The sequence below is a fragment of the Paenibacillus lautus NBRC 15380 genome (assembly GCF_004000945.1).
Taxonomy (GTDB): Bacteria; Bacillota; Bacilli; order Paenibacillales; family Paenibacillaceae; genus Paenibacillus_AQ; species Paenibacillus_AQ lautus.
Map to the genome: position 1 here is coordinate 12849 of NZ_BIMF01000036.1, position 19314 is coordinate 32162.

At 39.2% G+C, this 19314-nt stretch carries 22 protein-coding genes; 18 read left to right on the top strand and 4 right to left on the bottom strand.

Translation table 11 applies throughout. The features are described 5' to 3' along the window. Positions 1-108 precede the first annotated feature (108 nt). Positions 109-1002, top strand: a complete 894-nt coding sequence (locus PLA01S_RS30385) for a CPBP family intramembrane glutamic endopeptidase (protein WP_174819279.1) — start codon at positions 109-111, stop codon at positions 1000-1002. A gap of 936 nt (positions 1003-1938) precedes the next feature. Next, the gene (locus tag PLA01S_RS30400) at positions 1939-2955 is read left to right on the top strand and encodes a phosphotransferase enzyme family protein (RefSeq protein WP_127596136.1); all 1017 of its coding nucleotides are present in this window, start codon (positions 1939-1941) and stop codon (positions 2953-2955) included. Positions 2956-3437: 482 nt separating this feature from the next. Here PLA01S_RS30400 and PLA01S_RS30405 read toward each other — a convergent pair whose 3' ends face one another. Further along, positions 3438-4313: an AraC family transcriptional regulator gene (locus tag PLA01S_RS30405; RefSeq protein WP_127596139.1), complete on the bottom strand. Its 876-nt coding sequence runs from the start codon at positions 4311-4313 to the stop codon at positions 3438-3440. A gap of 401 nt (positions 4314-4714) precedes the next feature. Between PLA01S_RS30405 and PLA01S_RS30410 the strand changes: the two genes are divergently transcribed. Further along, positions 4715-5347, top strand: a complete 633-nt coding sequence (locus PLA01S_RS30410) for a copper amine oxidase N-terminal domain-containing protein (protein WP_127596143.1) — start codon at positions 4715-4717, stop codon at positions 5345-5347. Between the two features lie 275 nt (positions 5348-5622). Beyond that, the gene (locus tag PLA01S_RS30415) at positions 5623-6294 is read left to right on the top strand and encodes a hypothetical protein (protein ID WP_127596146.1); all 672 of its coding nucleotides are present in this window, start codon (positions 5623-5625) and stop codon (positions 6292-6294) included. A 1124-nt stretch (positions 6295-7418) separates the two neighbouring features. On the opposite strand, the gene PLA01S_RS30420 is transcribed toward PLA01S_RS30415, so the two are convergent. After that, positions 7419-7778: a winged helix-turn-helix transcriptional regulator gene (locus PLA01S_RS30420; protein WP_174819280.1), complete on the bottom strand. Its 360-nt coding sequence runs from the start codon at positions 7776-7778 to the stop codon at positions 7419-7421. Positions 7779-7932: 154 nt separating this feature from the next. Here PLA01S_RS30420 and PLA01S_RS30425 point away from each other — a divergent pair, with 154 nt between their 5' ends. The 8 genes from PLA01S_RS30425 (at position 7933) to PLA01S_RS30460 (ending at position 13551) form a co-directional block, all read left to right on the top strand. Beyond that, entirely contained in the window at positions 7933-8664 is a 732-nt protein-coding gene (locus tag PLA01S_RS30425) for an NADPH-dependent F420 reductase (protein WP_127596150.1), read from the top strand. Positions 8665-9004: 340 nt separating this feature from the next. Next, positions 9005-9571: a helix-turn-helix domain-containing protein gene (locus PLA01S_RS30430; RefSeq protein WP_127596152.1), complete on the top strand. Its 567-nt coding sequence runs from the start codon at positions 9005-9007 to the stop codon at positions 9569-9571. A 211-nt stretch (positions 9572-9782) separates the two neighbouring features. Continuing rightward, the gene (locus PLA01S_RS30435; RefSeq protein WP_127596155.1) at positions 9783-11027 is read left to right on the top strand and encodes a CynX/NimT family MFS transporter; all 1245 of its coding nucleotides are present in this window, start codon (positions 9783-9785) and stop codon (positions 11025-11027) included. Then, positions 11020-11451, top strand: coding sequence for a universal stress protein (locus PLA01S_RS30440; RefSeq protein WP_127596158.1), 432 nt, complete (start codon positions 11020-11022; stop codon positions 11449-11451). Before PLA01S_RS30435 ends, PLA01S_RS30440 begins: the two co-directional genes overlap by 8 nt. A gap of 115 nt (positions 11452-11566) precedes the next feature. Continuing rightward, on the top strand, positions 11567-11779 hold the full coding sequence (locus tag PLA01S_RS30445; protein ID WP_127596161.1) for a hypothetical protein: 213 nt from the start codon (positions 11567-11569) through the stop codon (positions 11777-11779). Positions 11780-12102: 323 nt separating this feature from the next. Further along, positions 12103-12504: an HIT family protein gene (locus PLA01S_RS30450; RefSeq protein ID WP_127596191.1), complete on the top strand. Its 402-nt coding sequence runs from the start codon at positions 12103-12105 to the stop codon at positions 12502-12504. 196 nt (positions 12505-12700) lie between these two features. Then, positions 12701-13207 carry an NUDIX domain-containing protein gene (locus tag PLA01S_RS30455; protein WP_127596163.1) on the top strand — a complete coding sequence of 169 codons (507 nt, stop codon included), beginning with the start codon at positions 12701-12703 and terminating at the stop codon, positions 13205-13207. 134 nt (positions 13208-13341) lie between these two features. After that, positions 13342-13551, top strand: coding sequence for a hypothetical protein (locus PLA01S_RS30460; RefSeq protein ID WP_090914482.1), 210 nt, complete (start codon positions 13342-13344; stop codon positions 13549-13551). 143 nt (positions 13552-13694) lie between these two features. On the opposite strand, the gene PLA01S_RS30465 is transcribed toward PLA01S_RS30460, so the two are convergent. Continuing rightward, the gene (locus PLA01S_RS30465) at positions 13695-14537 is read right to left on the bottom strand and encodes an arylamine N-acetyltransferase (RefSeq protein WP_127596166.1); all 843 of its coding nucleotides are present in this window, start codon (positions 14535-14537) and stop codon (positions 13695-13697) included. Positions 14538-14912: 375 nt separating this feature from the next. On the opposite strand from PLA01S_RS30465, the gene PLA01S_RS30470 reads away from it, so the two are divergent. From PLA01S_RS30470 to PLA01S_RS30475, 3 genes are all read left to right on the top strand, one after another. Then, positions 14913-15257, top strand: coding sequence for a phosphotransferase (locus tag PLA01S_RS30470; protein WP_127596169.1), 345 nt, complete (start codon positions 14913-14915; stop codon positions 15255-15257). A 55-nt stretch (positions 15258-15312) separates the two neighbouring features. Next, entirely contained in the window at positions 15313-15468 is a 156-nt protein-coding gene (locus PLA01S_RS32205) for a hypothetical protein (protein WP_164817553.1), read from the top strand. Positions 15469-15694: 226 nt separating this feature from the next. After that, positions 15695-16222, top strand: a complete 528-nt coding sequence (locus PLA01S_RS30475; RefSeq protein ID WP_127596172.1) for a serine hydrolase domain-containing protein — start codon at positions 15695-15697, stop codon at positions 16220-16222. Between the two features lie 344 nt (positions 16223-16566). Here PLA01S_RS30475 and PLA01S_RS30480 read toward each other — a convergent pair whose 3' ends face one another. Further along, positions 16567-16962 carry a VOC family protein gene (locus PLA01S_RS30480; RefSeq protein ID WP_127596175.1) on the bottom strand — a complete coding sequence of 132 codons (396 nt, stop codon included), beginning with the start codon at positions 16960-16962 and terminating at the stop codon, positions 16567-16569. A 301-nt stretch (positions 16963-17263) separates the two neighbouring features. On the opposite strand from PLA01S_RS30480, the gene PLA01S_RS32750 reads away from it, so the two are divergent. The 3 genes from PLA01S_RS32750 to PLA01S_RS30490 all read left to right on the top strand — a co-directional run bounded on the left by PLA01S_RS32750 (position 17264) and on the right by PLA01S_RS30490 (position 18794). Then, entirely contained in the window at positions 17264-17446 is a 183-nt protein-coding gene (locus tag PLA01S_RS32750) for a hypothetical protein (RefSeq protein WP_246059949.1), read from the top strand. 229 nt (positions 17447-17675) lie between these two features. Next, complete coding sequence (locus PLA01S_RS32755; RefSeq protein WP_246059951.1) at positions 17676-17864, top strand: hypothetical protein; 189 nt, start codon at positions 17676-17678, stop codon at positions 17862-17864. A gap of 414 nt (positions 17865-18278) precedes the next feature. After that, positions 18279-18794 (top strand): hypothetical protein, encoded by a 516-nt coding sequence (locus PLA01S_RS30490; protein ID WP_246059953.1) that lies wholly within the window; start codon positions 18279-18281, stop codon positions 18792-18794. Positions 18795-19314 lie beyond the last annotated feature (520 nt).

Consider the following 19314-nt stretch of genomic DNA (forward strand, 5'->3'; position numbering starts at 1 on the left):
TTTTTTGAATATAGCCATAGAATAAATTATGACAAAAGCGCACTGTCTCTTTATGACTTTTTCAGCCTATACTCATAGCATCAAGCAACAGAGGAGGCGGTATTGGACATGAAGAAAAAAGCATCTGAAAATAAAGAGAGACTGCAGAATGGCGGGAAATTAAGCGCTCGGAGTTCATTTTGGCGATTTCCAATCGTCTGGATGCTTGTGGGAGCTATCGGTATTGTTCTTATAGATACGTTATTCCGGCAGCTGACTGAGCGAGTAGATGGGATGATTTCCCTTGTCCTTACACTAGTGATGGGGTTGCTGGCCATCTTGGTTTATAAGCTCACCCTGACATACCTGGCCCGGCGTTCCACTCCAGAGATAGCTAGACAACGCGCAGGGATTGAAGCCTTGCTGGGCGTACTTACCGGGAAAATCTTTATCGCAGGCTCCGTCTTTATTATTATGGCTCTGGGAGGTTACTCCTTTCAGTGGGCAAGTTCTTCGAATGCGGGTTCTGTTCTAATATCCTCCATTGGAGCAGCTTTAGGAGCAGCCATTGTCGAGGAGCTTATCTTTCGTGGACTTATGTTTCAAGCCATTGATAGATTGGGGGGGGAAATGCTCGCACTCGCTGTGACCTCACTATTCTTTGGAGTTGCCCATCTTGGCAATCCAGGGGCAACATTATATAGCGCGTTCGCCATAGCCCTGGAAGCAGGTGTTCTGCTCGGAGCGGCCTTCTTGTGGCGGCGGAACTTGTGGTTTACCATAGGCTTGCATTTTGCTTGGAATGCCATTGAAGGCTTGCTTGGCATTCCTGTTTCTGGACACTCTGCTGCCGGTCTATTTACTGTAAAGGTGAACGGTGCTGCTCTTCTCACAGGTGGCGATTTTGGACTTGAGGGCTCTATTGTTCCGGTTGTGGTCAGTCTTCTGATCTCCATACCTATGCTAATTTGGACTGCACGGAATCGAGGAGTTGAGGCCCGGAACCTTCCTGTATCAAAGTAAACGGCAGATGAATGAATGCAAACATCATTGCGGTTGATTGATTTGGTGATTTTCGGGTAGATGCCTGAACCTGTCTATACGAGAGTGATGTTGGACTTTGTCTGTAAGCCCGTTGGTGGGCATTTATGTACATCCGAAGAGACATCGGATTGCCGTTGGGTTGATGTCGAGGGACAAGAACATAGTCCCATAGAGAGTCGCTATTTTAGCGGCTTTTTTGTTTTATCGGTACAAGTTCATGTCCCGAGCCAAAGACAAGAACTTGTACTCGACTGCCGTAAAGGACACGAACATAGTCCGATTACCGATTAGATACACCTATATTTAGTCACTCGCCGGCCGAGAAGTGACCATCATCGGCGCTGGCGTCAGCAACACACCGCTGTTCCGCATGCTCTGCTCGGCCGGCGCGCGCGTCAACGTGCTTGACCGCAATTTAGCTCTGCCCCGGTAGGAGTGGGACGATTTAGGCGTAAGGTTGCGCCTTGGGGAGAATTATCTGTATCGCGTTGAGGGCGACATGGTGTCGAGGAACTGATTAAATTAATCAATTAAGCCAACGGGGCAGGAAAATTGAGAGTTGGTAACGAATACATATTTCGGATTTCCAAAAATAGGTTGATAACATGATTCCAATTTTCGAGTAATGAATGAATCATAAATTAAAAAGAGCCAGTTGAGTATGCATCAAAAGGGATGTGCGTTAATGCTGTTTGTCCAGGTACTATACATACGGATTCGGATGGAAGAGTCACAGATAAATTAAATAAAGCCCATCCAATTGGGAGGAATGGTACGCTGCTTCTGAGATAGGGCGGTGCCGGACAATTACCTGGAAAGCGGTCAGCAGGAGGCCTTCCGTCAGGTGGTCGCCGAAATTTTCGATTGGAAAAATTATGCAAATACTTAACTTATGAATGAAAGAAGGTATAGAAAATGATACGAGAAATTGAAGAGCAATTCACTGAAGAGATCCTTACCGAAGCAATAAAGCGATTTGACATTAATAAAGACACTGTTCGTTCATTGGGCGGTTATGAAAGCTTTGTTTATGAATACCAGAAAAACAACGCATTTTTCATATTAAAAATCTCACATACAATTAGAAGATCAAGAAATAATATACGGGGTGAACTTGAATTTTTAAATTTTTTGTCGAATAAAGGACTGGCAGTTTCAAATGCTGTTCCATCGACCAGAGGTAATATGGTTGAAGAAATTGCTGCAGAAAATGGTTCGTTCCTAGCCATTTCATACGAAATGGCTCTTGGAAAAGAAGTGTCGGATGAAGATTGGAATGAATCGCTTTACGAAAAATGGGGCGAATTTATGGGGAAAATCCATCATGCCACAAAGGGTTATGAATGGAGTAATCCGGCGTTTAAACGACAAGCCTGGGACCAAGAAGTTCAATTAAAGGCGGAGAAGTACCTGCGACCTGATGATGTAATGATTTCAATTCTAAAAGAAAGATTAACAAAACTTACTTCTCTGCCCAAGTCCAAAGATACATACGGTTTGATTCATAGTGACTTTAGTCAAAGTAATTTTTATCTTCATAACGGCGACATTTATTTGTTCGATTTCGATGATTGCAGTTATACGTATTTCGTAAACGATATTGGGATTACATTGTGTTATGCACTTTTTTTTCCGTATAAGGAATTTGAAAATAAAACGGAATATTATAGATTGTTTTTCCGCCATTTTATAAAAGGATATCTAAAGGAAAATACAATCCAAGAAGAAGAAATAGAATATTTACAAGAGTCTATTAAACTTCGTTATGTATTGCAGTATATTTATTTTCATCAAGCAAACGATGTGTCAAATTTGGATGAAGAATCAATTAACAGGTTAAAAGAGATTCAACAAATAGCCACTTCTGATGAGCCTATGCTGCCGATTGACTTTGTTCATGAATTTAAAAGCATTTATAATAGTATTCATTAATCTGAGAGCATCGTATTTTACTAAAGTAGGGGTAGGGGCTGACTCAACACAGCCGACTCATAGGGGCCGGCTGTGTGTTTTTTTAACTAATATTTTATCCGATAAAAGATGGTGTTATTTAGTGTATGTGACACCATGAAATTACAACCTGACCTAAAACCACCCAGTCACTAATTTTGTCGGGGGACAAGAACATGATCCCATAGAAAGTCGCTAATTTAGCGGCTTTTTTGTTTTATCGGTACAAGTTCTTGTCCCGAGCCAAGGACAAGAACTTGTACCGATTGCACGACACGAACATGAGCCGATTACCGATTAGAAAAGTATTTAACTATATTTCCATGCCGTTTCATTAAGCTAACGGGCAGGATAGTTTAATGTCATTCGCGGGGATCCGTGCCAACTATAACTTCAAGTTAAAAGGCCATCTTTAGGGGACGGCCCCTTCTGTAAACTTGGCTGCTTCTTGAAATCCAATGTTTTTAACTGACTTTAACAATGGGAATCCATAACTCGACTTCTTTTTCTTCAGTAAATACCTGTTTTTCTACGCCCACTTCGATTTCAGGACCTACTTGTATCATAGGACCCTCAACTTGCTCATATCCTGAGGAAGGAAACCATTCTCCATAAATGCGGTACCATTTTTCCTTTTCCCAGGGGATCTTTACTTCAAAAACTACCCATGTCATTGCTGGTACAGATAAATTTGAGAGGTTTTCTGGACAGGGTTCAGTTGAAGCAACTGCCATGTAATAGTCAAAGTCCTGCTTTAGCCGTACTGGATTCCCGACATTGACATGCAAAACTCCATACGGTTCTAAATTGTTGAGTGATTTCAGTTGGTTATACACTTCGGTGTCTGTTGATTTCCAGACCTGTTCCACACCAGGATGCTCACCAGAATCTACTGGTGTAACTCTATTACTTACACCAAACAGTTGAAATGCGTCTTTTTGCTCGATTCTAAACTTCATTGGCTCACTACCTCCTATTGATAATCGAAAGGTCATTGGAGGATACGCTTTTAGTGAACGATTGGTAGTCCTCGCCGCTGTTGGTGTAATCTCATGTAAAGCCTGAAAAGCGCGGGTAAATGCGTCTGGCGAATTGTAACCGTACTTAATGGCTATGTCGATCACTTTATTTGTTCTGTCCTGCAAATCAAATGCTGCGAGTGTAAGACGTCTGCGACGAATATATTCTTGAAGAGGAATACCTGCCAGGTATGAAAACATCCTTTTGAAATGAAAAACCGAACAGTAAGCACGTTTTGCTATCTCGTGTTCATCAATCTCTTTCTCAAGATTCTGTTCGATGTAGTCTAATGCTCCATTCAAGTTTTCGAGCATATTCATCCAACGACCTCCGTTCATCTATAGAATAGCAGGAATTTTTAACAGACATCCGACACATCTCGTTCAACCTCTGCAGGATGGTTGCACCCCAATCTAAGATTTTCAATCGAACGTTAAGTCATATATCATATTCGTTATTAAATCGAAGCCCCCTTTTAAAGGGGCATTTTCATTCTCAGGAGAGATGTAAATGAGAATCATCAAGTCACAGTAGGACATTGACGTAGCATAGGGATGAGGTGAACTGGATAATAGAAAAGAGGTGGTTTCTTACATTTTTCGGAAACTAATTGAACATAGATTGCGTTTATATCTTTATGCAGATCATTGGAGGAGGTATTAGTAGTGAATAAAAAAAGTTATTCTCGGTCCCAGTTGTAGCCCTTAGTATTTCGTTGGTAATGGGCGTGGCTTACGCTTTTGGGTCTGGCAAAATTAAAATCGTCATGAATGGGGAGAGCATCGAGAGTGATGTTGCTCCTAAGAATGTAAATGGCCGAGTGATGGTACCAATCAGTACCATTTCTAAGGCGCTTGGGGCCAACGTTTCATGGGATGCCAAAACACACACAGTCTCCATCAAACAAGGAACTTCCAATGCTCCAGCAACAAACGATGTTTGGAATCAATCGCTTAATGATACGTACGGCGAAGAGTGGGCTGCGGTCAAGAGAGTGATTGACCTGTTTATCTTGGGGTTCGATGGCCAGGATGAAGAATTGGTTAAGAGGCTTGTCGTTGAAGGTTTTGATAAGACATTCATTGCCCCAGGAGTCTATGTTCCTGTAGGCGGAAATTATCCTTCATTATTAGATCATGACATCATCGATGCGAAAAAGACGGGCACAGTGGACGGTAGAGGCGAGTATAAAGTACGCGTTAAATTCGTATCTTATGTTGGTCTCTCGTCACCTGTTGAAAACACATGGGATATTGATGTAACCCCGAAACCATCGAAAGTGGATGAATATCTTATTAAAATAATTGATGATCAGCAAAGGGGCTATCATCGTACACGGTTTTCCCTGGTCTGACATTCAAAGATGAAGGCTAAGAAGTAAAAAAGGTTTCTTAAGAATCATTAATGATTCTTAGAAACCTACAATGGGAGCAGGGGCGCTTTGAGATCTGGCAGTGGATGTGTATATTTCATGATTCACGCTTGTTCCCTTTGGTAAATCTGTTGTTGGTTTGGATTTTTCCAAAAATGGATTATTCGTCAATAGCAAAGAAACCGCGTATCTTATCCAGTAGAATTAACATATATCATGTCTGGTAATTACGTCTAAACGAAAGGTGATTCATATTTATGGTGTTTAATAGTAATAACTCTAAAAAAATCCGAAAAAGTTTGTTTATCGGTATAATCGCTGTTGGTTTATCAACAATTACTGCTTGTATTCCTAAAGAAATAAAACAAACAGAGTTAATAACTGATTATAATCGCCATTTGATTGGAAAAGAAGGAAGTGGCGATTATATGATATATCGAAACGGGGTATATATTGATTCTAATGGAGTCGAGTACTCACCAGAAGAATTAAAGAATAGAACACGAAATAGTCTTCCTGAGAACCGGATTATCACAAAGATAATGGAAGAAAATTTTATGCCTTCCTCAATATTTGAGTTAGAAACAAAAGAAAAAAACGGAGTATATATTTCCCCTGAGATAATTACTGTAAATGGTTCAATAAGCGTCTTAACAGATACTAATGGAAGGGGGTGGGAACTAAAAGCCGGTGACTCTGTAGAATATGTATTTGAAAAGTATAAATCGGAGGTGGTTGAAAATCAAAATATGTTAATTGGTTACGTTAAAGACGGTGTTCTAAATCCACCGCAAGAATTCGATCAATTAAAGGGGAATTACAATTTAACTATTGAAGAATCAGGGCAATATTACTTTTACATAATAAATGCAAGTTCTGATACGATTGCCTTGAAAGAGGGAGCATTAAGGCTCACAAAAAATAACTGATATGGAACACTGAATTGCGGCATGTTGGGTAAAGGACAAGAACATGATTAGATAAACCTTATCTTTATCCAATTGGCTGGGATATAAATCCATAAACGTAATAAAATCCAGTTCTTCACCTGATAGTGAAGAGATAACATCCTGTAATTCCAATTGTAAGTTGTTATATTTATTGTTATCTAAGATGATGCAGAACGCTATTCCGGTATCTATGTTTAATAATTGAAACAGTTCTTTTATCTCTTTGGCTTGATTTCTTTTGGGATCGGACGTTACCAAATCGCAGGAGCATTGGTTAGTTATATCATAATAGAACTTTGATTGTTTATATTCCATATTCTTTGTTAAGTTTCTAATGTAAATATCCATATTGATATACTTTGCTATAAATGATCTGGAATTTTATGATCTATTACAACATGCATAAAGTAACACATAGCAACCTCCAATTTTAAATAGATATTTTAATAAAAGAAAGAATGTCCTCAAATCGAAGACTAAACGTTGTAGGGTTATAATGTTCTTTATTAAGTATCATACCATTACTTCTAGGGCACAGATCAAAACCAACCGTTGATCCTGTTAAGAGTCCAGTCCTTGACCAAAGAATTAAACTAACGGGAAATGTTAGTTTAATTCTTTATGGAGCAGTTTGTTGTTGTCACCCGATCTATAACTAACATTTAATGTAAAAATTATTATATTTTTGGTTTGAGTGAAATAAGTTTTATAAGGAGTTGAGAACAGCATGAATTACTATAAAGGAGCAGTACCTGGATCAGATACCTCATTTATTTTAAAAGCGAAGTCAAATTGAAGGAAAGTGATGTTGTTGTTTTAGATGATAAAAAGTACTTCATTGAGAGTATTGATAATGGATTGTTGATTCTTCAGAGGGTTGGGTCAATTATATCAGTGAGTGTCTAAATGGGCATGTCGGGGGACAAGTACATATTCCATTAAAGTCGCTAATTTAGCGGCTTTTTTGTTTTATCGGTACAAGTTCTTGTCCCGAGGAAAGGACAAGAACTTGAGCTGATTACCGATTAGATAAGTATCTAATTATATTTCCATGCAATTTCATTAAACTAACGGACAGATTAATTTAAGATGTCCAATTTGGGTTAATCTATTTTATCCCCAAACTTCTTCCCGAATTCTTCCATTAAATCAATAATAGGAATTAATTCCTCGCCTTTTAATGTTAATGAATATTCAACACGCGGAGGTACCTCTGGATAAATTTTGCGATTAATTAAGCCATCCGCTTCTAATTCTCGAAGTTGTTTTGTTAGGGATCCTTGTGAAATTCCCCATAAACGAGTCTTAATTTCATTATATCGACGCGGGTTAAACTTTAAAAACCAAAGAATTAGATACTTCCAACGTCCCGAAAGTATGTTTTGAGTATAGGCGATGCCATATACCTCTCTATGATCTTTCTTACATTCTTCACTAAATCCATCTTCATTTATTCTAGACACCTTAATCAACTCATTTCTGCTGTTAGGTACGAAAAAGTGTACTATGTCAATTTTAATTGCCTTCTTCAAATATCCGAGCAACGTATATATATTAGTTCATGTATACAGATAACTCAATCAGGGGACCACAAAATAGGATATTGGAGGAATGGAAATGAGATTTGGAATTATAGGTGCAGGACCAATTGGGTCTAATATTGCGAAAAAATTGTTTGATAATGGACATGATGTCAAGATTGCAGATGCTCGTGGGATTGAACGCTTGGAAGGGAAAAATCTTACAGGAACACCTGTGATCGTAGAAGATGTAATTAAAAATATTGATGTTCTTATAACATCGATCCCTTTCCACGCGTTGCCAAGCATTCGCAACATTATAGATAAAGTTGCGGAGGAAGTAGTCGTTGTAGACACTTCAAATTATTATCCTCAAATGAGCGGTAAAATCGAAGAAATTGAGAACGGGATGGTTGAAAGTGTTTGGGTATCCAAACATTTAGGTAGACCTATCATTAAAGCTTTCAACAATTTCTTAGCCTATACGTTAGAACATCATGGAACTCCGGAAGGGACTCATGGACGCATTGCCATAGCGATTGCTGGTGATGACTTATTCCATAAACAAACAATTATGGGTGTCGCAAACGATCTAGGCTTCGACGCTGTAGATAGTGGTTCTTTAAACGATTCGTGGAGACAACAGCCAGGAACCCCTGCGTACTGCACCGAACTTACAAAAGAGGAACTAACCTTAGCCTTAACTAAAGCGAATAAAGAAAAAGCGCCATTTCTGCGCGATAAGGTGATGGAAAAGCTAGTATCTTCAGGTGGTACATTTTCCATTCATGATGTTGTTAAAGCAAATAGAGAAGTATTTAATTCATAAATTACAAATCCCTGTACCTTCAATAACTGGGAACGTTAGTCCAAAAAAGCAAGGAGCAGTTTGCCGGTTGGCAGCTGCTCCATTTTTCTTTAAGCTAACGGGCAGGATAGTTCACTAAAACGTTTGAATTATGGGTACAACTTTTCCAAAAAAATGGAGAAGTTATCCATAGGCGATGAAGAACATGAAACACAACTGTGTTCCTTTTGCTTGTTGGAATAATTTCCTCAACACATTTATTAGCAGAAGCTAGTGTCGGAACAAATACTAATCCGTATGGAAAAGAATCTAGATTAACAATATACTAGCTATAACAGTTTATTGTTGAGGTGAATATTAAATGGATGAAGTCAATGAATCAAAACAAATTGTATTACAAATGGGCGGTGCCTTGAAAAAGTACAGAAAAGAAAAAAATATGAGCTTAGACGACTTAGCGGAATTAACGGGCGTAAGCAAACTTACTCTGGGGAATATCGAACGTGGCGAAACAAATCCAACTTTGGCGATTATATGGAAAATTTCAAAAGGCATATCTTTACCGCTATTTGCTTTGTTCAAATCAGAAGACCCTGTTAATTTGTATCGAGCAGGGGAGGGGCTGCGGTTTTCTAATGATCAAAAAAATTGGATCATTGAACCAGTTTTTAAAAACGCAAGCAACGATATTGAAATGTGTCGGGCTTACTTACAGCCGAATAGCTCGTATCACCCCGAAGGACATCATGTGAATACAACTGAAATCGCGACAGTAATGACTGGCTCCATTGAAATTCAAGTCAATGAAGAGATTTATACATTGAATCAATATGATACGATCAGTTTTCGTGCAGATTGTCCTCACTCTTATACCAACCGTACGGATAGCGAAACAGTGCTCCATATATCCTTAAAGTATGGTTTCTAAAAATCGATAAATTCTACTTATTAAATACAACTCCGAAATCCATGGCGGGAATTCAGAGTTGTATTTTTGTTGTTTAGATGAGAATTAATATATTATAAAATATATATTGTTAAATTTAATATATTATAATATACTTTTGTTGTTCGCGCGGATGTTATTGTCATATAGAAATAAATAATAATATATGAATTCAGGATAGGAGAAATGAAGAATGCCGAAAAAACAAAATAAAAAATCCGTGCCATCCTCTTTAGGGCTGATCATTCTGGGCATTATTGTTATTGCAGCTAATTTACGTACTCCCTTAACCTCAGTTGGTCCTTTAGTGAGTCTTATAAGGGATGACGTTCATATTTCAAATACATTAGCAGGCCTGATCACAACGGTACCCTTGCTTGCCTTTGCTTTATTATCGCCATTAGTACCAAAATTAGGGCGAAGGTATGGTGTTGAACGTATCATTTTGATTGCCCTAATCTTTCTGACTGTTGGTATTGTAATACGATCTTTATCTGGCGCAGTTAATCTGTTTATTGGGACAGCAGTTCTTGGATTCGCAATTGCCGTTTGTAATGTATTATTGCCCAGTATAATCAAACGGGATTTCCCAAATAAAATTGGCTCCATGACAGGTGTTTACTCCATTTCAATGAATTTATGTGGAGCAATCGCATCGGGAATCAGTGTACCGCTAGCCGTGAACGCAGGGCTTAAATGGCAGGGAGCACTGGGAATATGGGGGATCCTAAGCTTTGTATCGATCCTCTGTTGGTTACCCCAATTAAGTAATCAAACGAAACAAACAGCCACGACGAGTCAACAGATGGCCAGCAACGATGTGAATGTTTGGCGATCCCCGCTTGCCTGGCAAGTAACCATGTTTATGGGTATACAGTCCATGGTTTTCTATGTGTTGATTGCATGGTTGCCTGAAATTTTAAAGCAGCAAGGAATTGACTCCAACCAATCTGGATGGTACCTCTCGATCATGCAGTTAGCTATGCTTCCATTTACCTTTATTGTCCCCGTTATTGCTGGACGCATGTCGAGCCAACGTTTGTTAGTGGTCATCACAACCATTTTGCTTTTGACGGGGACGCTCGGACTTCTTTACGGAAGCTCCAATATCATTCTGTTGTGGATCATCATACTCGGAATTGGTGGAGGCTTCGCCTTTAGTTTGGCCATGATGTTTTTCGGGTTACGTACTGAAAATGCGCACCAAGCAGCGGAACTGTCTGGCATGGCGCAATCGATCGGATATCTTCTTGCCGCAATCGGGCCTGCCCTTATAGGATACCTGCATGATGTGACAAATAGTTGGAACCTGCCACTTTTCATTCTGCTTGGCGCATCGGTCTTACTCTTTTTAGTCGGTATAGGAGCAGCAAGCAACCGTTTTGTAGGTAGCCGAAATAGTTACGAGTACCACGGAAAGGATGATAAATATGTTTGACAAAATTATGGTGGCTATTGATAAAGCTGAGATAACGAACAAACTCCTTGATGCAACCATTGAAATAGCCCGAAACAAACAAACTCAAGTTACCTTGGTTAATGTCAGCCAGGAATATGTGTCGAATGGCATGACATATGTACCAGAGAATTTCTTGGAAGATTTATTGAACGAAATGGAGAAAGCGAGTCTGGAACAGCTGCAACAAGCCAAATCTAAATTAGAATCTGCGGGTATTAACCCGAAAACTGTTCATCTTAAGGGAGATCCTGCATATGAAATATTAAATTATGCAAAGGATACCGAGCAGCAACTTATTATTATCGGAAGCCGTGGGCTACGGGGCATAAAAGAAATGATGCTTGGAAGTGTCAGCCACAAGGTTTCACAGCTATCAAGTTGCCCAGTCCTCATTGTACATTAACTCCTTCGGAACTGCAGAGATGATGCATTGTTATACTAACGGGGAATGTACAGCTGCATTCTAGGATATTTGTGTCCTACAATGCAGCTGTTTCTATATCTCTTTAGCTGCTCAAATGCTGACACTGAAGATTACGGGAGGGAGGACCTGTCACTACACGGTGCTTCACAACGATCACCACCGTCCGGGCGCGCTCGAGGCTCTGAAAAATGCGTTCGTTGTCTTCGGTGCGCCGAAGTACGCTCTCGGGATCCGATCCAAAGGCTACCGGAAGAGACGATCGCTGCCGTCCGAGAAACCCAGAGTGACCAGCGTTACCGAGCACTAAAAGTCCAACGGGTTTTAGATTTTGTTAAAACGATGATGGAAGAAATCTAACAGTCGAAAAGGAGTTACGGCAAAGGGTACAAGTTCTTGTCCTTTAACGGTACATGTTCTTGTTGTGTCGGGGGACAAGAACATGAGCCGATTCCCGATTAGATAAGTATTTAACTATGTTCCCATGCATTTTCATTAAGCTAACGGGCAGGATAGCGTAATAATTTTGTTGAATACTTCTGTACAACGAGGTCGCCGAGGAGATGACAACCTCTAAAAAAATTACCCAACTGGTAAATGTTCTGTTACTGGGGTAAGGAGGAGAGATTGTTAATGGAAGACTGTATATTCTGCAAAATCGTAAAAGGTGAAGCCAATTCTTGGAAGGTTTATGAAAATGAGTCCGTTTATGCTTTTCTCGATATAAATCCCGTAAATGAATATCATACTTTAATTATTCCAAAAAGGCATTATGAGAACATTTTTGACACACCTGAAGATGAATTGATAAAAGTAATGTCAGTTGTTAAAAAGATAACTATGTTATATAACACAAAGTTAGGAATCAAAAATGTCCAGATAATTAACAGTTCAGGACCCGAGGCACAACAAGATGTGTTTCACACCCATTTCCATATTGTTCCTAGGAGATATGGTGACAATCAAGATGTTAAATGGACGACTCACCGAGAATGGCGAGGGAAATTTGATGATTTGTTAATGGCGTTAAGATAGCATTTAACTCTTGGCTGTTGTCGGATCATCGACAGCCTTATTGCGCTAACGGGAGAAGTTAGTTGAATAAAGACAAGAAGGCAGCCGGTCAGATTGATCAGCTGCCTTAATTAAGCTAACGGGCAGTTTTATAGAAATTTTGTGACTCTAAAGTATTGCTTTAAATTCCAATGTATTGAAGAGGTGAAATTTTGAAATGAAAATTATCAGAGAAGAAAAAAACGTTAGAGGGCTCCCGTTGCCTAACGTAACACAATTAGTATTGTCTGAAGTTATTCCTCGTCAAGAATTAATAACGTGCTCGTTTGTACTTGCATTTCAAGAAGACGCATTGTTATTAACTAATTTGAATGAAAGAGGATGGGATATACCTGGAGGGCATATCGAACCTGGGGAAACGCCAATTGAGGCAATGAAAAGGGAACTTTATGAAGAAACGGGTGCTTTGATTGAATCTCCTCACGTTCTCGGATATGAATTGATAAGACTATATAACAAGCCAGAGAATTATAAGTATCCATATCCAGAGAGCTATATGGTCTTTTATTCTGCAAGAATCATAAGGCTTGATGATTTTCAAAATACTTATGAAACAAACGGAAGAGGGCTGTTCAAACCAGAAGAGGCATTAAAAATTGCTTGGGTCGAAGCAAATAAAGCTTTCTATGAAGAAGGACTACGAAGAGCAGCTAACAATAGGTGATTAAATTAACGGGAAACAATAAAACAACTTTCCAACCACTGGAAACGTTTTAATCAAGGGAGGTAGCTTGGAAGCAACGCATTAATAGTTTATAACGGAAGAATAAATGATATTTAAAGATGGAGGAATAAATTTTGGAGACAAAAGAAGAAAATTTTCCAAAAGATATTACCATGGAATCAATCAAAAGTTTAACAGAGAAAGATGCAAAGACTTTCTTGAATCTTATATATGCACTTTTAAAAGACAATGAAAGTCCGAGCGAACATTTGATTTCAAATGTGTTATCCATTTTTGAGAAACAATTACCGAGAGTGGCTAAAGCAAGACAGAATAAAAACTAGTCATCATGCTGCTACAAAACGCTGCGAAGATAAAATAATTGAATTTGAACAACGGATATTGGAATACCCCTTGATCCCTCGACCCGCATAACGGGTGGTTTGATGTTACTTACTAAAACTATCGCCATTCGTTAGTTCAATATCTATGTACCTTGTGCAAAAATGTCTATATTCAATGTCTTTAACACTTCAATAGCTTCTATTACTGGTAATTTGGGTAACATAAACTCTTCTGATAGCACTGCTTTTATTTCCTCTGATGAGGATAAGGTTTTAACATTTATTTCACCATTTGAATAACGTATACCGAACTTATTATTTACTAAAGATACACTTCTTTGTTTATAGGTCTGATATAGTTGGCATCTTAAGATAGTCATAAATGGGGCGTTAGGTTTATTAGATTTTTCTATAACATCATTAAAATCACTAACTTTAGCTTCTTTTCGAGAGTTGAAGCGCCATGTTTTTCCGTTTTGTTTACCGTTAGTGTAGCGGACATATTTATACCTGTTTATTTGTATCTCTTCTGGTAAAATATACACTTCATCTTTACCAAAATCAGAGATATTCTTTAAATCATTCTCAAAACGTACTGGCTTGAAAAAGGGAGCCGCAGCACCACAATCAACGTAAAAACGTTCATTATCCATTTTAACTATAATGCCCATATGCTCCTCTCCAAGCATAGCATGATAACAATCAAACCCTATCTCTCGTAACAAAATCATTAGGTTGGAGTTTAAAGTATAACAAGTCCCTCCGAAGTTGTATTCGCTAAAATTCTTAGTAAATAACTCAAATGAAGGTAGCTCAAAATTACTATAATTATTATCTCTAAAATAGAGTAATTTGCTGATATTCTCAAAGGGAAAAGTATTTAATTGTGCATGGCAAATTTGTTCTAAATAATTATATGATGGCTTCTCTAAATCTAAATTCAAATAATCCAGATATTTAATTGTACTATCAGTTATATTTGGCAATCCAAATTACCTCCCAAAAATTTTTATTGTCAAATCTATATCAACCTAAATTATCCTGCCTCATTAATTCAATAAAAATTGGTATCTTTTTATTGAAGAATACTAACAACCCCCTCCTTATTTTAACAAACTTTCCGCGGTGGAACTATAATATTGATCAAATTTGCATAAGAGTAATTAACGGAAGTTTAGACTGCATGAAGGTAATCATCGACTCAGTACATTACAGAATTTAACTTTGAAAAATATTATCTTATTATTTGGGACGATCATTCATATGGAAACATAATAAATTATTTAAAGAATTGCGGTATTGATATGAAATGATAGACATTATTTGAATGCTATTGATGCCGAGAGACAAGGGATCGTGCGATGAATCACCGAAAAACTGATCTCAATGGGGAAGGAGGTGAAAGCGCTTTGGTTAGCAATGAAATCCTTTCGCAAGCAAGTAGAGCTTTCGATTTTGACATTCATTCCATACAGTTTGTAAGTAACTCCACTAACGAAGTCTACAAATACATTAAAGACAGTAGGGCTTATTTTCTACGGTTGTCACCAAAACCGGTTGAATATGAAAAGACGATTCAGGCTGAAGTTCAATGGGTTCGTTACTTAGCTGAAAACGGTGTTCGCACCTCATTGCCAATTCAAACAATAGAAGGCAACATGACGAAAGTATGCATAGAAGGAATGGAAGCCAGCAGAAATAAATAATCCTTATTTACACAACGGGTTAGATTATGAATGGATCCGACTTATTCCTTTGTTTATGGATTATAGAAATATTGGGTCTTTCTTTTGGTGGCTTAGCAATTGGGATGGGAATGAAGATAATCTGTCAGAATTTCAAAAGAAAGCTATTATTGATGCGGTTCATTTGATTGAAAGAGATATGCCGTTTGACGGATGCAATTTTGAATTGTAGCAATTATGAGGCGAATTCATAGACGTCCGGAGGCATCATTTAACACGTTGTTCACGGTGCAATCGCCTCTCGGTCCAGCTGGAGTAAGCAGTTGATTCGGAGATTACAGTAGCGAGTAAGCAGAATCAGCCGGGCATATCCGCTCCGACTAAGTGCATCACGGAAAGGATATGTTTCCAAATTTATTGAACATATATTCCTAACGATTATTGCGAGGAGTGGCAAAGTGAATCTTCCTGTATGTTATGAGAATGAGAAGTTTGAGCCAGTATACAACTATATACATCAAGCACAACAGGAATTTGGAGCATCAGCATCATCAGTAATGGTTATACAAAATGACCGAATCGTATTTGAACGGTATCATGGGTTCCATCACCACAAAAAGGGAGCTCTTGTCGCATCAGATCAATCCCAATTCAATATTTATTCGACGCGAAAGACCTATGTTTGCTTAGCTATGGCGATGGCTGCTTTGGAAAACAACATCGATTTAAGTACACCTGTATACAAAATTATCAATGAACTAGGCAAAATAGAACTTGGAGAAATTACATTATGCGATCTGGCAACCGCTACTGGACCTAAGTATTTTGGAAAGGAGCAATTTGAACGCGAAGGTGTGCAAGGCTTTGTTGTAAAGGCACTGACTGGCAAAGTTATATCCCAATATCTACGTGAAAAGATCCTTAACCCATTAGAGATGAAAGGAACCGAATGGGCCAGCATTACCACATCAGAATTTAGTATCTGATTACACTACTTCAGATAACTTTGCCATGGTTAGACTGGAATCAACCGATGGACATGAACGCTTACGGAAAAGTTAAAAAATCAATTTCAAACTAAGCGCATACTCGGTTGGTACCATCAACCTGATTGGTACTATGCTACAGGGGCAGCAGGGTGCCATTGCGTCATCCTGCCTCAGTTTAATACGGTTGGCATTCGAATGTTAAATAAATATACTGACGATTATTGAGACGACCAGTTTGCATTTAACAGTTTGTTGTTACAATGTCTGACTGAGTAACTAAGGAATGGTTAAACTAACGGGCAGGATAGTGTGGCAATGGTCAACTGCCTTTAGCAGCTTAATCACCTTGCTTTCGGAGCAAATAATTCATGGATATTTCCTTCTGGGTCAGCAAAGAATGCAGTTCTATGGCTCCAAGGCATATCCGAAGGAGCTTTGATAGGAGTAGCCCCTTTTGAGATGATTGCTGCATAAACTCTATCCAATTCATCAGCCGAATCAACTGGAAATGCCAGTTCAAAACCTTGCCCACTTTTTTGTTCTTTGTAATCTTTGTGTTCAGTGATTTGATACATTATTTCACGAGAACATATCGCAAATCTTACACCTTTATTTTCTAACCCATAGTAATGATCTGATTCTGAATCGATACGAAAACCAAGTGCGTCTCGATAAAACCTCCCCATTTTTGATACATCGTCTGCCAAAACTGTAATCAGGTCGATTCTTGGCTCCATTTTTCTCAACACCTACTTTCAATTAATTATTAAGCATTTTACCATATTATTGTATTAAGCTAACGGGTAACGTTAGTTCAAGAAGACAAGAAGGCAGCCGTTAACGATATCGGCTCCCTTTGTTGAGCTGAGAGTAATCGGGAAGGATACTGAAGCTTGCAAAAGAGGTGAATTATGATTCGAGGAGTAATTATCGAAGGGTTGTCTACTGCAGGAAAAACAACAGTATTTTCTGCAATAAAGAGATTACATAGTCAAATACACAATGCTGAAAAAACGATAATTGCAATAAGTGAACACTATGCTGAAATACGACTGGAAGAGAAATGCGACGACGCTGCTCGGCGCCCTCGCGGTGCTGCTGATTGTACAGGTCGTCAGCACGGTAACCGGATCGATGAGGAATTGGGAACCGGGCGTCATGATGATCCTGAGTTTGCTCGCCTACGGCTCCGCAAGCGCGCTGCTCCTCGTATTAACCTGAAAGAACTTCGCTAGCAACATTAAAGCATACCACCGTAGACTGCTTCCCGTTCGCTCGGTATGGAACATTGCGTCATCCTTGTTCTTGGCATGCGCAACGCTGCTGGTGTTTGCTATTCTGATGCTTGCCCATGCCTGGTTATATTGGAGAATGTCCGGTATACCATGGGAAGTTCTCAATCTCTCTGAATTACCGATATGTATTATGTGACGAACGCTTTATTGGGGGCATGGCAGTTTATCTTTTTGATGATTACGATCTTCTTCGCGATAACCGTGTCCCGGAGTATTACGAAAAAAGGCAGCGTCTGGATCGGCATCCTGGTATTCTTCGAGCTGCATTATTTGCTGGGGTGGATCTCTATCTGCTCTTTGCAACGGAAGAGCTGTGGATCGGGTCTGTAGCCACGATTCACTGAATGAGACCAGCGTGAACGTAACGCCTGGGGAGCTCGCCTTTGCCTGGGGCGGGTTAGCGTTTGAAACAGTCATTGCAGCGCTGATCGTTTATGCGACCGCGTATCTGATAGATCGTAAAGTTGAAGCGTAACGAATCAATGCATGTAAGAAGAAGGAAGAAGGAGTTGCGAGTTATAGGTCTTACTATACAATCATAGTTCGATAATACTACTTTATGTCTGTTCCATTGGACCTAGATCTGTTATTATAAAACAAATAACGGAAAAGGCGAGGACATCAGCATGGCTAAAAAATTGAATATCTTTTTATCTTTTCTAATATCTATTATCATCGCGTTCAGCTGCGGTGTGTATTTCTCGGAAGACTTGGGTTATAGTCGGAGTGAACCAACTATAGTTAAAGCTGGGCAAACAGTGACAGATGATGATGAGCAAACAGTGGATGCCGAAAACGAACCTTCCAACGGAGATGGCGAAAAAGGCGCAACGATTTCCACGGCTCAGAATCAAAGAGGTAACGAAACGGCCAACGACGAACCCGAAGCTACCCGAGTGACAGCGGAGAATCGTTTCAGCGACCCAAGTGAGTTCAGATACAGTGTCAATTCAGCGAACGGTATCACGCTGACGTGGCTCGTCAGTAATTTGACCGGCAAAACGATCGACTACTATACCGTGAAGGTCAGCACATTTAATCCCGTAGGAGACCCTTCGTATGACGAGCACTCCGGAAAGAACTCTTTCAATCTTCAATATGTCGGTCCGGTCAAGCCGGGGGAAGAACTCGGTGTATTTAAGCTCTTCACGTATCAAGGTGCTTTGGATTCAATCCGTATCGACGAAGTTGACCTGGAATACGCGGACGGCACCAAAGAAACCGTCGTCTACAATCGCACGACTAAGGACGATAGCGGGCTCAATACTAGATAGGAAAGTTTATTGCCACTTGCATAGTATTCATGTAAGAGGAAAGAACATACATATCCATTTAAGTCCGCGTTTTACGCGGATTTTTTATGGGTTGAATTTTGTTCTTTGTCTCGTAATTTAGATTGAAATATCTTCGAGTGTATATTATGATTAAGTGTTCATGGTGAACAAACTATATTTTTATCGATGTCAGATAAGGTACGAGATCCGATTTCAGTCGTTCAACTAACGGGAAACGTTAGTTATTAATAAAGATAGGGAGGCAGCCGGTAAAATTATCGGCTGCTTTTTCGTTAAGACAACCGGCAGATTAGCGTAACTTGGATCAACATAAAACCAAAAGTTGGACGCAAACTCCGTGTGGCAGTGTTCAAGTTGACTTGGCTGAACAGTATCTTAGAGAGCTTAAAATATTATCGACCAATTAAATGATCGTTGATATCCGTTTCACAAAAGGGGAGGAATGTAACCACTTTTGTGTCAATTATGTTTCATGTCGAGGGACAAGAACATGGTCCCA